Consider the following 16280-nt stretch of genomic DNA (forward strand, 5'->3'; position numbering starts at 1 on the left):
ACTCCCGGTCGGACGATGGAACTTCATCGGCCAACCGGGAGCTTCATCGGCCGGCCGACAAAACTGCCGCCCCCCGGCCCCACCCCGTGCCAACATGTGGGACCCGCGTCCCGTATGCTGGGACGGCAGCCGTGACCGGGTGACGGGCGCGGGGCCGGGCGGCTACCGTGGTCGCATGCGCCAGGACCTCCTTGTACGCACGCGACGCGTGGGCTGAGCAGACGCTCCAGCCGACGCGTCACCCCTCGCCCGCCTGCGGCCGAGGGGTTTTTTGTTGGGCACGCGCATGACCACGCACCACCACCGGAACGGGGAAGCGAGAAGATGACCGAGCAGATCACGGGCGCCCAGAGCCTGGTCGCGTCGCTGGAGGCCGCGGGGGTCACCGACGTCTTCGGGATCCCGGGCGGCGCGATCCTCCCGGCGTACGACCCGCTCATGGACTCCTCGATCCGGCACATCCTGGTCCGCCACGAGCAGGGTGCCGGCCACGCCGCTCAGGGGTACGCCGCGGCGACCGGCCGCGTCGGCGTGTGCATGGCGACCTCCGGGCCGGGCGCGACGAACCTGGTCACCCCGATCGCGGACGCCCACATGGACTCGGTCCCGATGGTGGCCGTCACCGGCCAGGTCGGCGCGTCGATGATCGGCACCGACGCCTTCCAGGAGGCCGACATCCGCGGCATCACGATGCCGATCACCAAGCACAACTTCCTGGTCACCGATCCCGCAGAGATCCCGCAGCGCGTCGCGGAGGCCTTCCACATCGCCTCCACCGGCCGACCCGGCCCGGTGCTCGTCGACGTCGCGAAGTCCGCGCTCGAGGCGCTCACCACGTTCCGCTGGCCGACCGAGCTGCATCTGCCCGGCTACCGACCCGTCACCAAGCCGCACGCCAAGCAGATCCGCGAGGCTGCCCGGCTGATCCTCGAGGCCCGCCGACCGGTGCTGTACGTCGGCGGCGGCACGATCCGCTCGGGCGCCTCCGCCGAGCTGCGCACCCTCGCCGAGCTGACCGGCATGCCGGTCGTGACCACCCTGATGGCGCGCGGCGCGTTCCCCGACAGCCACCCGCAGCACCTCGGCATGCCGGGCATGCACGGCTCGGTCTCGGCGGTCGCCGGCCTGCAGAAGTCCGACCTGATCATCAGCCTCGGCGCGCGCTTCGACGACCGGGTGACCGGCCGGCTCGACTCCTTCGCGCCGAACGCGAAGGTCATCCACGCCGACATCGACCCCGCGGAGATCGGCAAGAACCGGCACGCCGACGTCCCGATCGTCGGCGACTGCCGCGAGGTCATCGCCGACCTGGTGGCCCTGCTCCGCGCGGAGGCCGACGCGGGCCACACCGGCGACTACGAGGCGTGGGTGGAGTTCCTCGCGGGCATCAAGCGCCGCTACCCGCTCGGCTACGAGACCCCGGCCGACGGCAGCCTGGCGCCGCAGCACGTCATCCAGCGGCTCGGCGAGATCGCCGGCCCCGACACGATCTACACCTCCGGCGTCGGCCAGCACCAGATGTGGGCCGCGCAGTTCATCGGCTACGAGAAGCCGATGACCTGGCTCAACTCCGGCGGGCTCGGCACCATGGGCTACTCCGTGCCGGCCGCGATGGGCGCCAAGGTGGGCGCCCCCGACACCACCGTGTGGGCGATCGACGGCGACGGCTGCTTCCAGATGACCAACCAGGAGCTGGCCACCTGCGCGATCAACGACATCCCGATCAAGGTCGCGGTCGTCAACAACGAGTCGCTCGGCATGGTGCGGCAGTGGCAGACGCTGTTCTACAACTCCCGCTACTCCAACACCGACCTGCACTCCAAGCGCATCCCGGACTTCGTCAAGCTCGCCGAGGCGTACGGGTGCGTCGGCCTGTCCTGCGAGAGCCCCGCGGACGTCGACTCGGTCATCGAGAAGGCCATGTCGATCAACGACGTGCCGGTCGTGGTCGACTTCCGCGTCAACCGCGACGCGATGGTCTGGCCGATGGTCGCCGCCGGCAAGAGCAACGACGAGATCAAGTACGCACGTGACCTCGCACCCGACTTCGACCGGGTCGAGGACGACTGGGAGGTCCGACCGGCATGACGAAGCACACCCTGAGCGTCCTGGTGGAGGACAAGCCCGGTGTCCTCGCCCGGATCGCCGGCCTCTTCAGCCGCCGCGGCTTCAACATCGACTCGCTCGCGGTCGGGCCGACCGAGCACGCCGACGTCTCCCGGATGACCATCGTCGTCAACGTGGAGTCCTCCCCGCTGGAGCAGGTGACCAAGCAGCTCAACAAGCTGGTCGAGGTCATCAAGATCGTCGAGCTCGACCCGACCGCATCGGTCGACCGCGAGCTCGTCCTGGTCAAGGTCGCCGCCACCGCGGAGACCCGGGGCCAGGTGCTCGACACCGTCCAGCTCTTCCGCGCCAAGGTCATCGACGTGGCCCCCGACGCGGTCACCATCCAGATCACCGGCAACGCCGGCAAGATCGCGGACTTCCTGCGCGTGCTGGAGCCGTTCGGCATCCGCGAGCTCGTGCAGTCCGGGATGGTCGCCATCGGCCGGGGCTCCCGGTCGATCTCCGAGCGCAACCTGCGCCCGGTCACCGTCCCCGCCCGCCCGGCCGTCGGCTGACCGCCGTACCCCGGCACCCGCACCAGCCGCAGCACCCACCCGGACCAGCACCACCGACGCCCACTGCCGCCAACCGGCAGGACCCAACCAGAAGGAGAAGCCCTCGTGGCTGAGATGTTCTACGACGACGACGCCGACCTGTCCCTGATCCAGGGCAAGAACGTGGCCGTCATCGGCTACGGCAGCCAGGGCCACGCCCACGCGCTGTCGCTGCGCGACTCCGGCGTCGACGTGCGCGTCGGCCTGCAGCCGGGCTCCAAGAGCCGCGAGAAGGCCGAGGCCGAGGGCCTGCGCGTCCTCACGCCGGCCGAGGCCGCGGAGGAGGCCGACGTCATCGTCATCCTCGCCCCCGACCAGCACCAGCGGAAGCTCTACGCCGAGGAGATCGCCCCGAACCTCGCCGAGGGCGACACCCTGGTCTTCGGCCACGGCTTCAACATCCGCTTCGGCTACATCACCCCGCCCGAGGGCGTCGACGTCTTCATGGTCGCCCCGAAGGGCCCGGGCCACCTGGTCCGTCGTGAGTACGTCGACGGGCGCGGCGTTCCCGTGCTCGTCGCCGTCGAGAAGGACGCCTCGGGCAAGGCCTGGGACCTCGCGCTGTCCTACGCCAAGGGCATCGGCGGCCTGCGCGCCGGCGGCATCAAGACCACCTTCACCGAGGAGACCGAGACCGACCTGTTCGGCGAGCAGGCCGTCCTGTGCGGTGGCGCCTCGCAGCTGGTGCAGTACGGCTTCGAGGTCCTCACCGAGGCCGGCTACCAGCCGGAGGTCGCCTACTTCGAGTGCCTGCACGAGCTGAAGCTGATCGTCGACCTGATGTACGAGGGCGGCATCGCCAAGCAGCGCTGGTCGGTCTCCGACACCGCCGAGTTCGGTGACTACGTCTCCGGCCCCCGCGTCATCGACGAGCGCGTCAAGGAGAACATGAAGGCCGTCCTGGAGGACGTGAAGAACGGCGCCTTCGCCGAGCGCTTCATCACCGACCAGGAGAACGGCTCGCCGGAGTTCAAGAAGTTCCGCGAGCAGGCCGAGCAGCACCCGATCGAGAAGACCGGTCGCGAGCTGCGCAAGCTGATGTCGTGGGTCAAGAGCCACGACTCGGACTACACCGAGGGCACCGCCTCGCGCTGACCCGGCACCAGGAACAAACGCGGGCAGGCGACGCGTTCTGGATCTCATGCGCATCGAGATCTGGAGCGACGTCGTCTGCCCGTGGTGCTACGTGGGCAAGCGCCGTCTGGAGAAGGCACTGGCCGGCTTCGAGCACCGCGACGCGGTCGAGGTGGTCTACCGGTCCTTCGAGCTCGACCCGTCGGCCCCGCAGCACGGGCACGAGTCGACCCTGAGCCAGCTGGCCAAGAAGTACGGCCAGTCCGAGGAGCAGATGCGCGCCGGCATGCAGTCGCTCATCGAGACCGCGGCGGGGGAGGGCCTGGAGATGCGGCTCTTCGACAACGTCCACACCAACACCGTCGACGCCCACCGGCTGCTGCACCTCGCGCTCGAGGCCGGCGGCCCTGCGCTGCAGCGCGAGCTCAAGGAGCAGCTGCTGGCGGCGTACTTCCTGCGCGCCGAGGACGTCGGCGACCACGACGTGCTCCGTGCCGCGGCCCGCACGGCCGGCGTCGTCGACGCCGTGGGGCAGGAGCGGGTCGACGCGGTGCTCGCGGACGGCGAGTACGCCGACGCGGTCGCCGCCGACGTCGCCCAGGCACGCGCGTACGGTGCCACCGGCGTGCCGTTCTTCGTCGTCGACCAGCGCTACGGCGTCTCCGGCGCCCAGCCGACCGAGGTCTTCGAGCAGGTCCTCGCCACCGCGTGGGCCGACGCGAACCCGGTCCTGCAGACGGTCGGCGGCGACGCGGACGCCTGCGGCCCCGACGGCTGCGCGATCTGAGCTGACCCCTCGGCCGGAACCGGCAGGCGAGCGCCCCGCCGCGGTCAGCCGGTCGCGCCCGCAGGGTCGGCGAGGGCCCGGCGGGTGACCTCGTCGGCAGGCAGGCCGGGGTTGCGCTCGAGGGCCGGTTGCAGGATCCGCAGGACGTCGGCGATGTCGCGGACGTACGGCGTGTTGACGGTGAGCTGACGGTCGGGATGCGTCACGACCACCTTCCAGGTGCCGCTGACCGTCGAGCCGACCGCCGCGCCCTTGTGGTCGAGGCGGGCCGTCGTCGGGGGCAGCAGGGTCATCGCGACGTCCTTGCCGAAGACGACCTGGTGCAGCTCGTCGCGGTCGTGGTCCACCCACACCTTCGCGGTCCACGCCTGCACGACGCCGGCCACCGAGGCCACCCCGATCAGCACCACCAGCGGGAAGCCGATGACGTTCGTCGTCGTCCACTCCAGGTCGCCGGTGGCGACCTGCGCCAGCGCCCACACCAGGGCCGCCCCGAAGAGCGCCCCCACGAGGGTGGCCGCCACCCGGACGGGCAGGGCCGGCGTGAGCACCTCGCTGCGCCCCCGAGGGGCGTCCGGGCCGGCATGGTCGGGTGTGGGCTCGGGCACGGCCGGATCCTGCCACGCCTGGGGGCTCCGCCCCAGCAGGGCGCCCGGTGTCCCGGAGCACCCGATGGGCACCGGGGCGGGGTGCAGACGTTCCTCCCGTACGCCGACTTCGACCGCTCCGCCCGCGTGCTGGACCAGAAGCGCCTGGGCAAGCAGCGGGTGGAGTGCATCCAGGTGCTGCGTGGGCTGACCGTGCCGACGTACGGCTGGCGCAACCACCCGGCCGTCAAGATGTGGCGCGGCCACCTCGAGGCGCTGGGCCGGTACTCCTTCGCCTGCTGCGAGGCGTGGGTCGAGCTGGGGTACGGCGACACCTGCGCGGCGACCATCGGCAGCGACCTGGCGGCGGCCGGTGTGCGGGAGGTGCGCACGCAGGCCGAGCTGGCCGAGGCCGGGGAGCTGCCGCCGTGGCTCGGCGACGAGGCGCTGCACCGCAGCCACCAGTCGAACCTCGTGCGCAAGGACCCCGACCACTACGGGCCGCTCTTCCCCGGGGTGCCCGGCGACCTGCCCTATGTCTGGCCGCCGGACCCGACCTCCTCCGCGGCCTGAGCGCCCAGGTCCAGCACCCGGTCCACGCCGACGTCGGCGAGGAAGCGCTGGTCGTGGCTGGCCACGACCAGCGCGCCGCGGTAGGACGCCAGCGCCGAGACCAGGGCGTCGTACGACGCGAGGTCGAGGTTGTTGGTCGGCTCGTCGAGCAGCAGCAGCTGCGGTGCCGGGTCGGCCAGCAGCAGCGCGGCCAGCGTCGCGCGGAACCGCTCACCGCCCGACAGCGTCCCCACCCGCCGGTCGCCGGCCCTGCCGCGGAACAGGAACCGGGCCAGCCGCCCCCGCACGTCGCCGGGCTCGTGGCCGGGCGCCCGCGCGGCGACGTTCTCGACCACCGTCGCGTCGTCGTCGAGCAGGTCGAGCCGCTGGGGGAGCAGTGCCACCGGGACGTGCACCCGGGCGGACCCGGCGGCCGGGGCGAGCCGGCCGGCGAGGGTGTGGAGCAGCGTCGTCTTGCCCGCGCCGTTGGGGCCGACGACCGCGACCCGGTCCGGCCCCGCCACGTCGAGCGACACCGCTCGGCCGGTGCGCAGCACCAGCGCGTCGGTGCTGAGCACGAGCCGGCCGCGCGGCACCTCGGTGCCGGGCAGGTCGACCCGGATCTCGCGGTCCTCGCGCAGCCGGGCCTCGGCGTCCTCGAGCCGACCGCGGGCCGCCTCGAGCCGCTCCTCGTGCACCCTGCGGTACGTCGCCGCCGACCGCTCCGCGGCGTTGCGCTTCCCTCCCGCCACGATCGGCGGCAGGCTGCCCGACAGCTGCACGGCTCGGCCCCGCCGCCGGCGCTGCGCGAGGACCCGCTCGGCCTCCTCACGGTCGGCCCGCTGGCGCCGCAGGTCGGCCCGCGCGGTCGAGACGGCTTGAGCGGCGGCCTCCTGCTCGGCGGCGACCTGCGCGGCGTAGGACGACCACCCGCCGCCGTACCAGCGGACCGTCCCGTCGCGCAGCTCGCCGATCCGGTCGACGTGCTCGAGCAGGTCGCGGTCGTGGCTGACGACCAGCAGCGTCCGGCTCCAGCCGGCGACGAGGTCGTGCACCTGCGCGCGGGCGGCGGCGTCGAGGTCGTTGGTCGGCTCGTCGAGCAGCAGGACGTCGGGGCGGCCCAGCAGCACGCGGGCCAGGCCGAGCCGGGTGACCTCGCCGCCGGACAGCTCGCCGAGCCGGCGGTCCAGGACGCCGGCGGGCAGCCCGAGCCGCCCGAGCTCGGCGACCGCGCGGTCCTCGGCGTCCCAGTCGTCGCCGATGACGTCGTAGTGGTGCTGGTCGACCGAGCCGGCCTCGACCGCGCGGAGCGCCCGCCGCACCTCGGTCAGGCCGAGCAGGTCGGCGACGGGGCGGTCGGCGTCGAGGGTGAGGTCCTGGGGCAGGTGGCCGACCTCGCCGGTCACGGTGACCCGGCCGGTCGTGGGCGCCAGGACGCCGGCGACGAGCCGGAGCAGCGTCGACTTGCCGGAGCCGTTGGCGCCGACGAGGCCGGAGCGACCCGGCGGCAGGAGGAGGTCGAGGTCCCGCAGGGCGGGGGTGCCGTCGGGCCAGGTGAGGCCGACGGAGGACAGCGCGACGACAGGGGACGAGGGCACGGTTGCTCCCGGGGAGGTGGGGGATGCGTCGCGCGGCCGGGTCGGCTCACGCGGCGCGGGGATCACCTCAGCGGAACAACGCGGCTCCTGTCGTCGGGGATGGGACACCGCGATCCTAGGGACGTCCCGGGCCGGGCTCCACCGGTTTTCCCAGGCCCCCGGGTCCCTCGGACCACCTGTGTTCTCAGGCGACCATGACCCGGCCGGTACGTCGCCGGGCGGCCCCGGCCGGCCGGTCCCGGACGACCGCCCAGGCGGCGGCGAGCCGGCGGACGGCCTCCTCGAGCTCGGCCACCGGCCGCGTCCACGGCACCCGCACGAACCGGTCGAGCCCGCCGGAGACCGCGAAGACCGGCCCCGGCGCGACGATCACGCCGCGCAGCTCGGCCTCGGCGACGACGGCGGTCCCGAGCGGTCCGGGCAGCTCGCACCACACGGCCAGGCCGCCGCCGGGCAGCCGGAAGCGCCACTCCGGGAGGTGCTCGGCCAGGGCGGCCGCCAGGGCCGCGCGCTGCTCGCGCAGGCGGGTGAGCTGGTCGGGGAGGGCCGGGCCGTCGGCCAGCAGTCGCGCCAGCACCAGCTGCTCGAGCACCGGCGCGCCGAGGTCCATCGCCACCCGCGCCTCGGTCAGGTCGGCCATCCGCTCGTGCGGCGCGCGGATCCAGCCCAGGCGCAGCCCGCCCCAGAAGCTCTTGCTCGCGCTGCCGATGGTGATCGTCCCCGGCGCGTGCGCGGCGAACGGCAGCGGCATCTCCTGCCCGTCGAGCGCCAGCGCCTGGTGCGCCTCGTCGACCACCGCGACCGTGCCCGCCCGCCGCAGGTGCGCGGCGTACGCCTCGCGCTGGGCGTCGCTCATCAGGTGCCCGGTCGGGTTCTGGAAGTCCGGGACGAGGTAGGCCAGCGCCGGCCGGGCCTGCTGCAGCACCGACCCGACCGCGTCGAGGTCCCAGCCGTCGGGGTCGACCGGCGCCTCGACCAGGCGCGCGCCGGTGCGCCGCAGCGCCTGGGTGGCGTTGGGGTAGACCGGCGACTCGACGAGCGCGCGCCGGCCGGGCCCGGCGAACGCCGCGGCCACGATGCCGGCGGCGCTGAGCGCGCCCGGGGTGACCATCACCTGGGCCGGGTCGGTCGGCAGCCCGCGCCGCTCGTACGCCGCCGCGACCTGCGCCTGCAGCCCGGGCAGCCCTGCGGGGAAGTAGCCGTGGCCGCCGAGGTACGCCGGCAGCTCGGCCACCGCCTCGGCGTACGCCGCCGCCAGGCCGGCCGGCGCGGACGCGGCCGCGCAGTTGAGGTCGATGGCCGCCTCGTCCTCGGGCCGGGGGAGCAGCGCCCGGTCGTGGGACCGCGCCCGCCCGCCGGGCACCCGGGTGAAGGTCCCGGCACCTCGGCGCGCCTCGGCGTAGCCGCCCTCGCGCAACGCGGCGTACGCCCGGGTCACCGTGGTGCGCGAGACGCCCAGGGCCTGGGTCAGCTCGCGCTCGCTCGGGAGCCGGGTGCCGAGGGGGATCCGCCCGTCGCCGATGAGGAGGGTGAGGGCGTCGGCGAGGCCGGCGTAGGCCGGGGTGCGCGGGAAGTCCGCGACCAGGGTGGCCACCCGGGCCGCGCTGATGGACTGCTGCATGCAGGCCACTGTCCCACGATTGGCTATTGGGCGGCAGTCCAATCTGGCGGATGGTGGTCACGTGACCGCCCTCGCCTCCCCGCCCGCCCTCGCCGACCTCGGCCCGCTCGCGCAGCTGCGCGCCGGCCGGATGCCCCGCCGGCTGGTGCAGCTGTCCGTCGGGCTCGTGCTGTACGGCGTCTCGCTCGGGCTGATGGTGCGCTCCGGGCTCGGCGTCGCGCCGTGGGACGTCCTGCACTCGGGCCTGATCCGCCACGTGCCGATCACGCTGGGCCAGGCCGTCGTGGGGATGAGCTTCGTGGTGCTGCTGCTGTGGATCCCGCTGCGCGAGGTGCCCGGCCTCGGCACGATCGCCAACGCGCTCGTGGTCGGGCTGGCCGCCGACGCCACCCTGTGGCTGCTCGACCCGCCCGACGCGGTCCTCCTGCGGCTGGCGCTGGTGGTCGGCGGCGTCGCGCTGTGCGGGTACGCCGGGGCGATGTACATCGGCGCGCAGCTCGGCCGCGGGCCGCGCGACGGGCTGATGACCGGCCTGGCGCGACGTACCGGCCGGTCCCTGCGCCTGGTCCGCACCGGCATCGAGGTCGTCGTCGTCCTCGCCGGCCTGGCCCTCGGCGGCGCGCTCGGCCTCGGCACGGTGCTCTACGCGCTCGCCATCGGTCCGCTCACCCAGGCCTGGCTGCCCGCCTGGACCGTGGAGCTGGGGCGCACCGAGCCGGTGTGAAGCGTCCTTGGGGTCGCTCCACACGCGTCCTGACGCGTGTGCAGCGACCATGTGGTCGCTGGAGAGGGCTCGCGGCGACCGTCGGGGCCGGCCGGTGAGCGGCTAGCGCTTGGTCGCGATCAGCGTGGAGGCGTCGGAGGCGACCATGACCTCGACGGAGGTGAACCGCTCGTCGGTGAGCCACTGCTCCCGCAGGGTGTCGACACGGCCGTCGGTGACCGGCGGCCACATCTCGCAGGGGGTGAAGTCGTCGAGCACGACGATGCCGCCCTCCTCGACGAGGTCCGCGACGGCGTCGACGCCGACCTCGGTGGGCTCGCCGGAGTCGAGGAAGAGCAGCGAGAAGGGGCCCTTGTCGAGCAGCGTCGACCAGTCGGCCGAGAGCACCTCGACCTGGGGGTCGTCGGCAAAGATCTCGGCGGCCGCGCCGGCGAGCCGGGCGTCGAGCTCGGCGGTGACGATGCGGGTGGCCCGGTCGCGGACCCCCGAGCGCAGCCAGGCGGTGCCGACGCCGCAGCCGGTGCCGAACTCCGCCATGGTCCCGCCGCGGGTCGCGGCGAGGGTGGCCAGCAGGCGCCCGGTCTCGTTGCGGCAGAACGAGACGTAGCCGGAGCGCCGCGAGACCGCGAACGCACGGGACACCACGTCGGGGAGGTCGGGCGGCGCGCTCATGCCGGGGAGTCTCCCATCCCGGGACGGATGTCTCGGATCGCGGACGGTTCGGTGAAACCAGTGGTGCGGGGCCGACGCGGCGGCGTAGGTTCGTCGCCATCATGCGGAGCGTCTTCGTACTCATCGAGCGCCGCGGCGAGGCCCAGCAGTAACCACTGCCACGTGAGGCCCCCTCGCCGCGGTGGTCGGCGTTGCTCCCGGGCCTCACTCCTCGCACCACCTGCCGCTCGCCCCGACGAGCGAGCAGCAGCCCGAAGACGCCACCGCGGCGGATCAGCCCCAGCACGTGCGCGATCCGCATCCCTGTCGGTCCTCGGCCCACGCGACCCGTGCGGCCGTCGTTCCTCCGCGGGGCGTCCTCGGACGTTCGACCCGAGACGACACCCAGACCGCAAGGAGACGACCGATGTACGACATGTATCCCGAGTGGGGACCCGCGAGCCACGACCCGGAGAACCCGCGCAGCCACGAGGCCGTGCAGCGCTCTCTCGACCTGCGGGACAACGGCGGCCAGCGCCCCGACGACAACTAACGTCCGGCCCCATGACCACCCACACCACCAGCCCCACTGGCACGGTCCGTCTCGCCGTCATCCCCGGCGACGGCATCGGCCCGGAGGTCACCGCCGAGGCCCTCAAGGTCCTCGAGGTCGCCTCGCCCGCCGGCGTGAAGTTCGAGCAGACCCGCTACGACCTCGGCGCCGAGCGCTACCTCGCGACCGGCGAGGTGCTCCCGGACTCGGTGCTGGCGGAGGTCCGCGACCACGACGCGATCCTGCTCGGCGCCGTGGGTGGCAAGCCGAACGACCCGAACCTGCCCCCGGGCATCCTCGAGCGCGGGCTGCTGCTGCGGCTGCGCTTCGAGCTCGACCACTACGTCAACCTGCGTCCGTCGCGCATCTTCCCCGGCAGCGTCTCCCCGCTGTCGGAGGCCGTGACCGGTCGCGGCGAGGTGGACTTCGTGGTCGTCCGCGAGGGCACCGAGGGCCCCTACACCGGCAACGGCGGCGCCCTGCGGGTCGGCACCCCGCACGAGGTCGCCACCGAGGTGTCGGTCAACACGGCGTACGGCGTGGAGCGGGTCGTCCGCGACGCGTTCGCGCGCGCCGAGCGCCGGCCCCGCAAGAAGCTCACCCTGGTCCACAAGACCAACGTCCTGGTCAACGCCGGGTCGGTGTGGTGGCGGCTGTTCGAGCAGGTCGCCGCCGAGCACCCCGACGTGACCACGGACTACATGCACATCGACGCGGCGATGATCCACCTGACCACCGACCCGCAGCGCTTCGACGTGATCGTCACCGACAACCTCTTCGGCGACATCATCACCGACCTCGCCGCCGCCATCACCGGCGGCATCGGCCTCGCGGCGTCCGGCAACGTCAACCCCGACCGGACCGCCCCGAGCATGTTCGAGCCGGTCCACGGCTCGGCGCCCGACATCGCCGGCCAGCAGAAGGCCGACCCGACCGCGGCGATCCTCTCGGCCTCGCTGCTGCTCGACCACCTCGGCCACGCCGACGCCGCCGCGGTCATCGAGGCCGCGGTCGTCGCCGACCTCGCCGGGCGCGAGCCGGGCACCGTCCGGAGCACCTCGGAGGTCGGCGACGCGGTCGCCGCGCGAGTAGCCGGCTGACCGCCCGGCCGAGCGCACCGAGCTCGGGCCGGCGGTCCCGACGTACCCGACCCGGCCCCACCGGCCCGAGCAACCCGAGGACTACCGTGAGCCCCATGCAGATCCGCACGACCCGCAACGAGAACCCCGTCGCCGAGGACCGGCTGGCCCAGATCCTGGCCGACCCGGGCTTCGGGAACCACTTCACCGACCACATGCTCACGGTCGAGTGGACGCCCGACGCGGGCTGGCACGACGCGCGGATCGAGCCGTACGGACCGCTCAGCCTCGACCCGGCGACCGCGGTCCTGCACTACGCGCAGGAGACCTTCGAGGGGATGAAGGCCTACCGGCACGCCGACGGGTCGGTGTGGTCGTTCCGGCCCGAGGAGAACGCCCGCCGGATGGTGCGCTCCAGCCACCGGCTCGCCCTGCCGGTGCTCGAGGTCGAGGACTTCCTCCAGGCCGTCGACGAGCTCGTCCGCGTCGACGAGCGCTGGGTGCCCACCACCACCGACCCGGGCGCGGGGGAGAAGAGCCTGTACCTGCGGCCGTTCATGTTCGCGTCGGAGAAGTTCCTCGGCGTGCGGCCCTCCCAGCACGTGACGTTCATGGTGATCGCCAGCCCGGCCGGCTCCTACTTCAAGGGCGGGGTCAAGCCGGTCACGCTGTGGCTCACCGAGGAGTACACCCGCGCCGGCCGCGGCGGCATGGGCGCGGCCAAGACGGGCGGCAACTACGCCAGCTCCCTGGTCGCCCAGCAGGAGGCCATCGCCCAGGGCTGCGACCAGGTCGTCTTCCTCGACGCCCAGGAGGGGCGGTACGTCGAGGAGCTCGGCGGCATGAACATGTACTTCGTCCACGACGACGGCCACATCGTCACCCCCGCGACCGGGACGATCCTCGAGGGGATCACCCGCGCCAGCATCATCGAGCTGGCCGGCAAGCTCGGCCACACGGTCGAGGAGCGCCGCTTCTCCATCGACGAGTGGCGCGACGGCGTCACCAGCGGGGCGATCCGAGAGGTCTTCGCCTGCGGCACCGCCGCGGTCGTCACCCCGGTCGGCAGCCTCAAGTGGGAGGGCGGCGAGGTGCCGGCCCCGCCGGAGACCGAGCTGACCATGAAGCTGCGCCAGGAGCTGGTCGACATCCAGCTCGGCCGCGCCGAGGACACCTTCGGCTGGATGCACCGCATCCTCTGAGACCCCTGCCCGCATCGGGCAAGGGAGGTTACCCTTACCTAAGTACGTCGCGCACCGGGCGCGACCGATCGGGTGAGGGGGCCGCGCGTGAGCGCCGTGCTGGACACCGACACCGCGGCCGGACCCGCGGCACCCGGCGGCCCCGTCGGCCGGGTCCGCCCGGGCGCACCGGCCGCGCTGCGCGGCCTGCTCGCCCTGGCGCTCCTCGTGGTGGGCCTGCTCGCGGTGTCGCTGGCCAGCCTGATGTGGGGCGCCCGCGACGTGGCGCCCGGTGCGGTCTGGGACGCGCTCGTCTCGCCGGTCACCGGCGACAACGACCACCTCGTCGTGCGCGACCTGCGCGTGCCGCGGACGCTCATCGGCCTGGTCGGCGGCGCCGCGCTCGGCGCCGCGGGCGCGCTGATGCAGGGCGTGACGCGCAACCCGATCGCCGATCCCGGGCTGCTCGGCATCAACTCCGGCGCCTCGCTCGCGGTCATCGTGGCGATCGCCGGGCTGGGCGTCACCTCGACCGCCGGCTACCTGTGGTTCGCCTTCGCCGGGGCGGCCGTCGCCGCCGTGGTGGTGTACGGCGCGGCGTCGCTGGGCTGGGAGGGCGTCACGCCGGTCAAGCTCGCCCTGGTCGGCGCGGCCTTCACCGCCACCTGCACCTCGGTGATCACGGTCGTCCTGCTCACCGACACCCGGACGCTGGGGGAGTACCGCTTCTGGCAGGTCGGCTCGCTCGCCAACCGCCCCCTCGACGTGCTCGGGACCGTGCTGCCGTTCGTGGTCGTCGGCCTGGCGCTGGCGCTCGCCGCCGGCCGGGTGCTCAACGCGCTCGCGCTCGGTGACGACGTGGCGCGGGGCCTCGGCCAGGACGTCACCCGCGGCCGGCTCCTCGTCGTCGCCGCGGTCGTGCTCCTCTGCGGGTCGGCGGTCTCCCTCGTCGGCCCGATCGCCTTCATCGGCCTGGTCGTCCCGCACGTCGCCCGCGCGGTGGTCGGCCCCGACTACCGGTGGATCGTCGCGCTGTCGATGCTGCTCGGGCCGGTCCTGCTGCTCGCCGCCGACGTCGCCGGCCGCCTGGTCGCCCGGCCCTCCGAGCTCGAGGCGGGCCTGGTCGTGGCCGTCCTCGGTGCGCCGGTCCTCATCGCGCTCGTGCGCCGCTCCCGGGCGGTCGCCGCGTGAGCGCGCCGACGCTCGCGCCCGAGGCCGACCGGGCGGCGCGCGAGGCCCGCCAGGCGGTCGCCGGCGAGGGCCTGCGCACGACGCGCCGCCGCCGGCACCGCCGCCGCCTCCTGGTCACGGTCGTCCTGGTCGTGCTCGCCGCGGCGCTGTGCGTCACCGCCCTGATGCTGGGCGACTTCCGGCTCTCCGCCGGCGAGGTCCTCCGCACGCTCGCCGGGGCCGACCAGGGCGCGGCCCGGTTCATCGTGGTGGAGCTGCGGCTGCCGCGGCTCGTGCTCGGCGTGCTCGTGGGCGTCGCGTTCGGGCTGGCGGGGGCGCTGTTCCAGTCGGTGCTGCGCAACCCGCTGGCCAGCCCCGACGTCATCGGCATCTCCCAGGGCGCCAGCACCGGCGCGGTCGTCGCGCTGCTCGCCGTCGGCGCGACCAGCGGGTACGTCGTACCCCTCTCCGCGCTGGCCGGCGGCGCCCTCGTCGGGCTGCTGCTGTACGCCGTGGCGTGGCGCGGCGGGATGACCGGTCACCGCTTCGTGCTGGCCGGCATCGGCGTCGCCTACGTCTGCACGAGCGTCATCGGCTACCTCCTGACCCGCAACGACGTGAAGGAGGCGCAGGTCGCCCTGCTGTGGATGACCGGCAGCCTCGGCCAGGCCGACTGGGCGCTCGTCCGCACGCTCGCGGTCGCCGTCGCGGTGCTCGTGCCGCTCGTCGCGTGCGTCGCCCGGGGCCTGTCCCTGCTGATGCTCGGTGACGAGCAGGCCGGCAGCCTCGGGCTGCGGCCGGAGGTGACCCGGGCGTGCGTCGTGGCGCTCGGCGTGGCCCTGGCCTGCGTGGCGACCGCGGCCGCCGGGCCGGTCGCGTTCGTCGCCCTGACCGCTGCGCCCGTCGCCCGCCGGCTGCTCGGCGACGGCACGCTCGCGCTGGTGCAGTCCGCGCTGGTCGGCGTCGTGCTCGTCGTCGGCGCCGACGTCGTCGCCCAGCACCTGCTGCCCGCCGACCTCGCCGTCCCCGTCGGGGTCGTCACCGGCGCGGTGGGCGGCCCCTACCTCATCTGGCTGATGGCCAGTGGCCGCGCCCGGACCGCCTGATGGCGCCGACCGAAGGAGATCCCGTGAGCCTCGTCGCCGAACGACCCACCGACCTGCGAACCATCACCGACCGGCTGCCCGCGGAGGCGCTGCAGCACCACGAGCCGGTGAGCCTCGTCGCGCGGGGCGTCCACCTGGCCTACGACCAGCGGACCGTCGTGCACGGGGTGGACCTCGCCGTCCCCGCCGGCGCGGTGACGGTCATCGTCGGGGCCAACGGGTGCGGCAAGTCCACGCTCCTGCGCGGGCTGGGCCGGATCCTCAAGCCGACGGCCGGCTCGGTCGAGCTCGGCGGGCAGGACCTCCAGCGGATGCGGCCCCGGGACGTCGCCTCCGTGCTCGGGCTGCTGCCGCAGCAGCCGGTCGCCCCGGAGGGCATCACCGTCGCCGACCTCGTCGGCCGCGGCCGGCACCCGCACCAGGGGGCGTTCCGCCGCTGGAGCGCCGCCGACGCCGACGCCGTGGCGGTCGCCCTGGCGCTGACGGACACCCACGAGCTCGCCGGCCGCCGGGTCGAGGAGCTCTCGGGCGGCCAACGCCAGCGCGTCTGGGTCGCGATGATGCTCGCCCAGGACCCGAGCATCATGCTGCTCGACGAGCCGACGACGTACCTCGACATCGCGCACCAGGTCGACGTGCTCGACCTCCTCGCCGAGCTCAACGAGGAGCGGGGGACGACCGTCGTCATGGTGCTGCACGAGCTGAACCTCGCGGCGCGGTACGCCGACCACCTCGTGGTCATGTGCGAGGGCCGCGTGCTGCGCGAGGGCGCGCCGGGCGAGGTGCTCGACGCCGACTGCGTCCAGGAGGCGTTCGGACTCACCGCCCGGGTCGTGCCCGACCCGGTCACCGGGTCGCCGCTCGTGGTGCCGGTCGGACGTCGCGGGGCGCGTGTGGTGGACGTCGCAGACGACGAGGCTGCGTCCATGTAAGG

General features: G+C 74.1%; 16 protein-coding genes. 12 read left to right on the forward strand and 4 right to left on the reverse strand.

Going from position 1 to position 16280, the window contains the following annotated elements; genetic code table 11:
- Positions 1-213 precede the first annotated feature (213 nt).
- The 4 genes from QWY28_RS07360 (at position 214) to QWY28_RS07375 (ending at position 4524) form a co-directional block, all read left to right on the forward strand.
- A complete protein-coding gene (locus tag QWY28_RS07360) occupies positions 214-2088 on the forward strand; it encodes an acetolactate synthase large subunit (RefSeq protein ID WP_300952287.1) in 1875 nt (624 codons plus the stop codon).
- The gene (gene ilvN, locus QWY28_RS07365; RefSeq protein ID WP_300951669.1) at positions 2085-2624 is read left to right on the forward strand and encodes an acetolactate synthase small subunit; all 540 of its coding nucleotides are present in this window, start codon (positions 2085-2087) and stop codon (positions 2622-2624) included. The genes QWY28_RS07360 and ilvN overlap by 4 nt, the downstream gene beginning before the upstream one ends.
- Before the next feature lie 105 nt (positions 2625-2729).
- Positions 2730-3758 carry a ketol-acid reductoisomerase gene (gene ilvC / locus QWY28_RS07370; RefSeq protein ID WP_300951670.1) on the forward strand — a complete coding sequence of 343 codons (1029 nt, stop codon included), beginning with the start codon at positions 2730-2732 and terminating at the stop codon, positions 3756-3758.
- A gap of 46 nt (positions 3759-3804) precedes the next feature.
- The gene (locus QWY28_RS07375) at positions 3805-4524 is read left to right on the forward strand and encodes a DsbA family oxidoreductase (protein WP_300951671.1); all 720 of its coding nucleotides are present in this window, start codon (positions 3805-3807) and stop codon (positions 4522-4524) included.
- A 44-nt stretch (positions 4525-4568) separates the two neighbouring features.
- On the opposite strand, the gene QWY28_RS07380 is transcribed toward QWY28_RS07375, so the two are convergent.
- The gene (locus tag QWY28_RS07380) at positions 4569-5132 is read right to left on the reverse strand and encodes a hypothetical protein (RefSeq protein WP_300951672.1); all 564 of its coding nucleotides are present in this window, start codon (positions 5130-5132) and stop codon (positions 4569-4571) included.
- An 81-nt stretch (positions 5133-5213) separates the two neighbouring features.
- Here QWY28_RS07380 and QWY28_RS07385 point away from each other — a divergent pair, with 81 nt between their 5' ends.
- Positions 5214-5684 carry an MSMEG_6728 family protein gene (locus tag QWY28_RS07385; RefSeq protein WP_300951673.1) on the forward strand — a complete coding sequence of 157 codons (471 nt, stop codon included), beginning with the start codon at positions 5214-5216 and terminating at the stop codon, positions 5682-5684.
- Here the strand turns inward: QWY28_RS07385 and QWY28_RS07390 are convergent.
- Together QWY28_RS07390 and yczR are read right to left on the reverse strand one after the other, a co-directional pair.
- Positions 5645-7261: an ABC-F family ATP-binding cassette domain-containing protein gene (locus QWY28_RS07390; protein ID WP_300951674.1), complete on the reverse strand. Its 1617-nt coding sequence runs from the start codon at positions 7259-7261 to the stop codon at positions 5645-5647. The genes QWY28_RS07385 and QWY28_RS07390 overlap by 40 nt on opposite strands.
- 184 nt (positions 7262-7445) lie before the next feature.
- Entirely contained in the window at positions 7446-8882 is a 1437-nt protein-coding gene (gene yczR, locus QWY28_RS07395; protein ID WP_300951675.1) for a MocR-like transcription factor YczR, read from the reverse strand.
- Between the two features lie 61 nt (positions 8883-8943).
- On the opposite strand from yczR, the gene yczE reads away from it, so the two are divergent.
- On the forward strand, positions 8944-9606 hold the full coding sequence (gene yczE / locus QWY28_RS07400) for a membrane protein YczE (protein ID WP_300951676.1): 663 nt from the start codon (positions 8944-8946) through the stop codon (positions 9604-9606).
- Positions 9607-9708: 102 nt separating this feature from the next.
- On the opposite strand, the gene QWY28_RS07405 is transcribed toward yczE, so the two are convergent.
- Entirely contained in the window at positions 9709-10278 is a 570-nt protein-coding gene (locus tag QWY28_RS07405) for an O-methyltransferase (protein WP_300951677.1), read from the reverse strand.
- A gap of 406 nt (positions 10279-10684) precedes the next feature.
- Between QWY28_RS07405 and QWY28_RS07410 the strand changes: the two genes are divergently transcribed.
- The 6 genes from QWY28_RS07410 to QWY28_RS07435 all read left to right on the forward strand — a co-directional run bounded on the left by QWY28_RS07410 (position 10685) and on the right by QWY28_RS07435 (position 16278).
- Positions 10685-10810 (forward strand): hypothetical protein, encoded by a 126-nt coding sequence (locus tag QWY28_RS07410; RefSeq protein ID WP_300951678.1) that lies wholly within the window; start codon positions 10685-10687, stop codon positions 10808-10810.
- An 11-nt stretch (positions 10811-10821) separates the two neighbouring features.
- Positions 10822-11910, forward strand: a complete 1089-nt coding sequence (locus tag QWY28_RS07415; RefSeq protein ID WP_300951679.1) for a 3-isopropylmalate dehydrogenase — start codon at positions 10822-10824, stop codon at positions 11908-11910.
- A 95-nt stretch (positions 11911-12005) separates the two neighbouring features.
- Entirely contained in the window at positions 12006-13091 is a 1086-nt protein-coding gene (locus QWY28_RS07420) for a branched-chain amino acid aminotransferase (RefSeq protein WP_300951680.1), read from the forward strand.
- 87 nt (positions 13092-13178) lie between these two features.
- A complete protein-coding gene (locus tag QWY28_RS07425; RefSeq protein WP_300951681.1) occupies positions 13179-14261 on the forward strand; it encodes a FecCD family ABC transporter permease in 1083 nt (360 codons plus the stop codon).
- Complete coding sequence (locus QWY28_RS07430; protein WP_300951682.1) at positions 14258-15346, forward strand: FecCD family ABC transporter permease; 1089 nt, start codon at positions 14258-14260, stop codon at positions 15344-15346. The genes QWY28_RS07425 and QWY28_RS07430 overlap by 4 nt, the downstream gene beginning before the upstream one ends.
- Before the next feature lie 23 nt (positions 15347-15369).
- Positions 15370-16278, forward strand: a complete 909-nt coding sequence (locus QWY28_RS07435; protein WP_336622409.1) for an ABC transporter ATP-binding protein — start codon at positions 15370-15372, stop codon at positions 16276-16278.
- The last annotated feature ends 2 nt before the right edge of the window (positions 16279-16280 follow it).

Source organism: Nocardioides oceani (assembly GCF_030412965.1).
Lineage (GTDB): Bacteria > Actinomycetota > Actinomycetes > Propionibacteriales > Nocardioidaceae > Nocardioides > Nocardioides oceani.

Bases quoted from the DNA above. Each gene is read 5' to 3' on its own strand.
- QWY28_RS07375 (WP_300951671.1), top strand. From the start codon at position 3,805: ATGCGCATCGAGATCTGGAGCGACGTCGTCTGCCCGTGGTGCTACGTG.
- yczR (WP_300951675.1), bottom strand. From the start codon at position 8,882: ATGCAGCAGTCCATCAGCGCGGCCCGGGTGGCCACCCTGGTCGCGGAC.
- QWY28_RS07405 (WP_300951677.1), bottom strand. From the start codon at position 10,278: ATGAGCGCGCCGCCCGACCTCCCCGACGTGGTGTCCCGTGCGTTCGCG.
- QWY28_RS07420 (WP_300951680.1), top strand. From the start codon at position 12,006: ATGCAGATCCGCACGACCCGCAACGAGAACCCCGTCGCCGAGGACCGG.
- QWY28_RS07415 (WP_300951679.1), top strand. From the start codon at position 10,822: ATGACCACCCACACCACCAGCCCCACTGGCACGGTCCGTCTCGCCGTC.
- ilvN (WP_300951669.1), top strand. From the start codon at position 2,085: ATGACGAAGCACACCCTGAGCGTCCTGGTGGAGGACAAGCCCGGTGTC.
- QWY28_RS07410 (WP_300951678.1), top strand. From the start codon at position 10,685: ATGTACGACATGTATCCCGAGTGGGGACCCGCGAGCCACGACCCGGAG.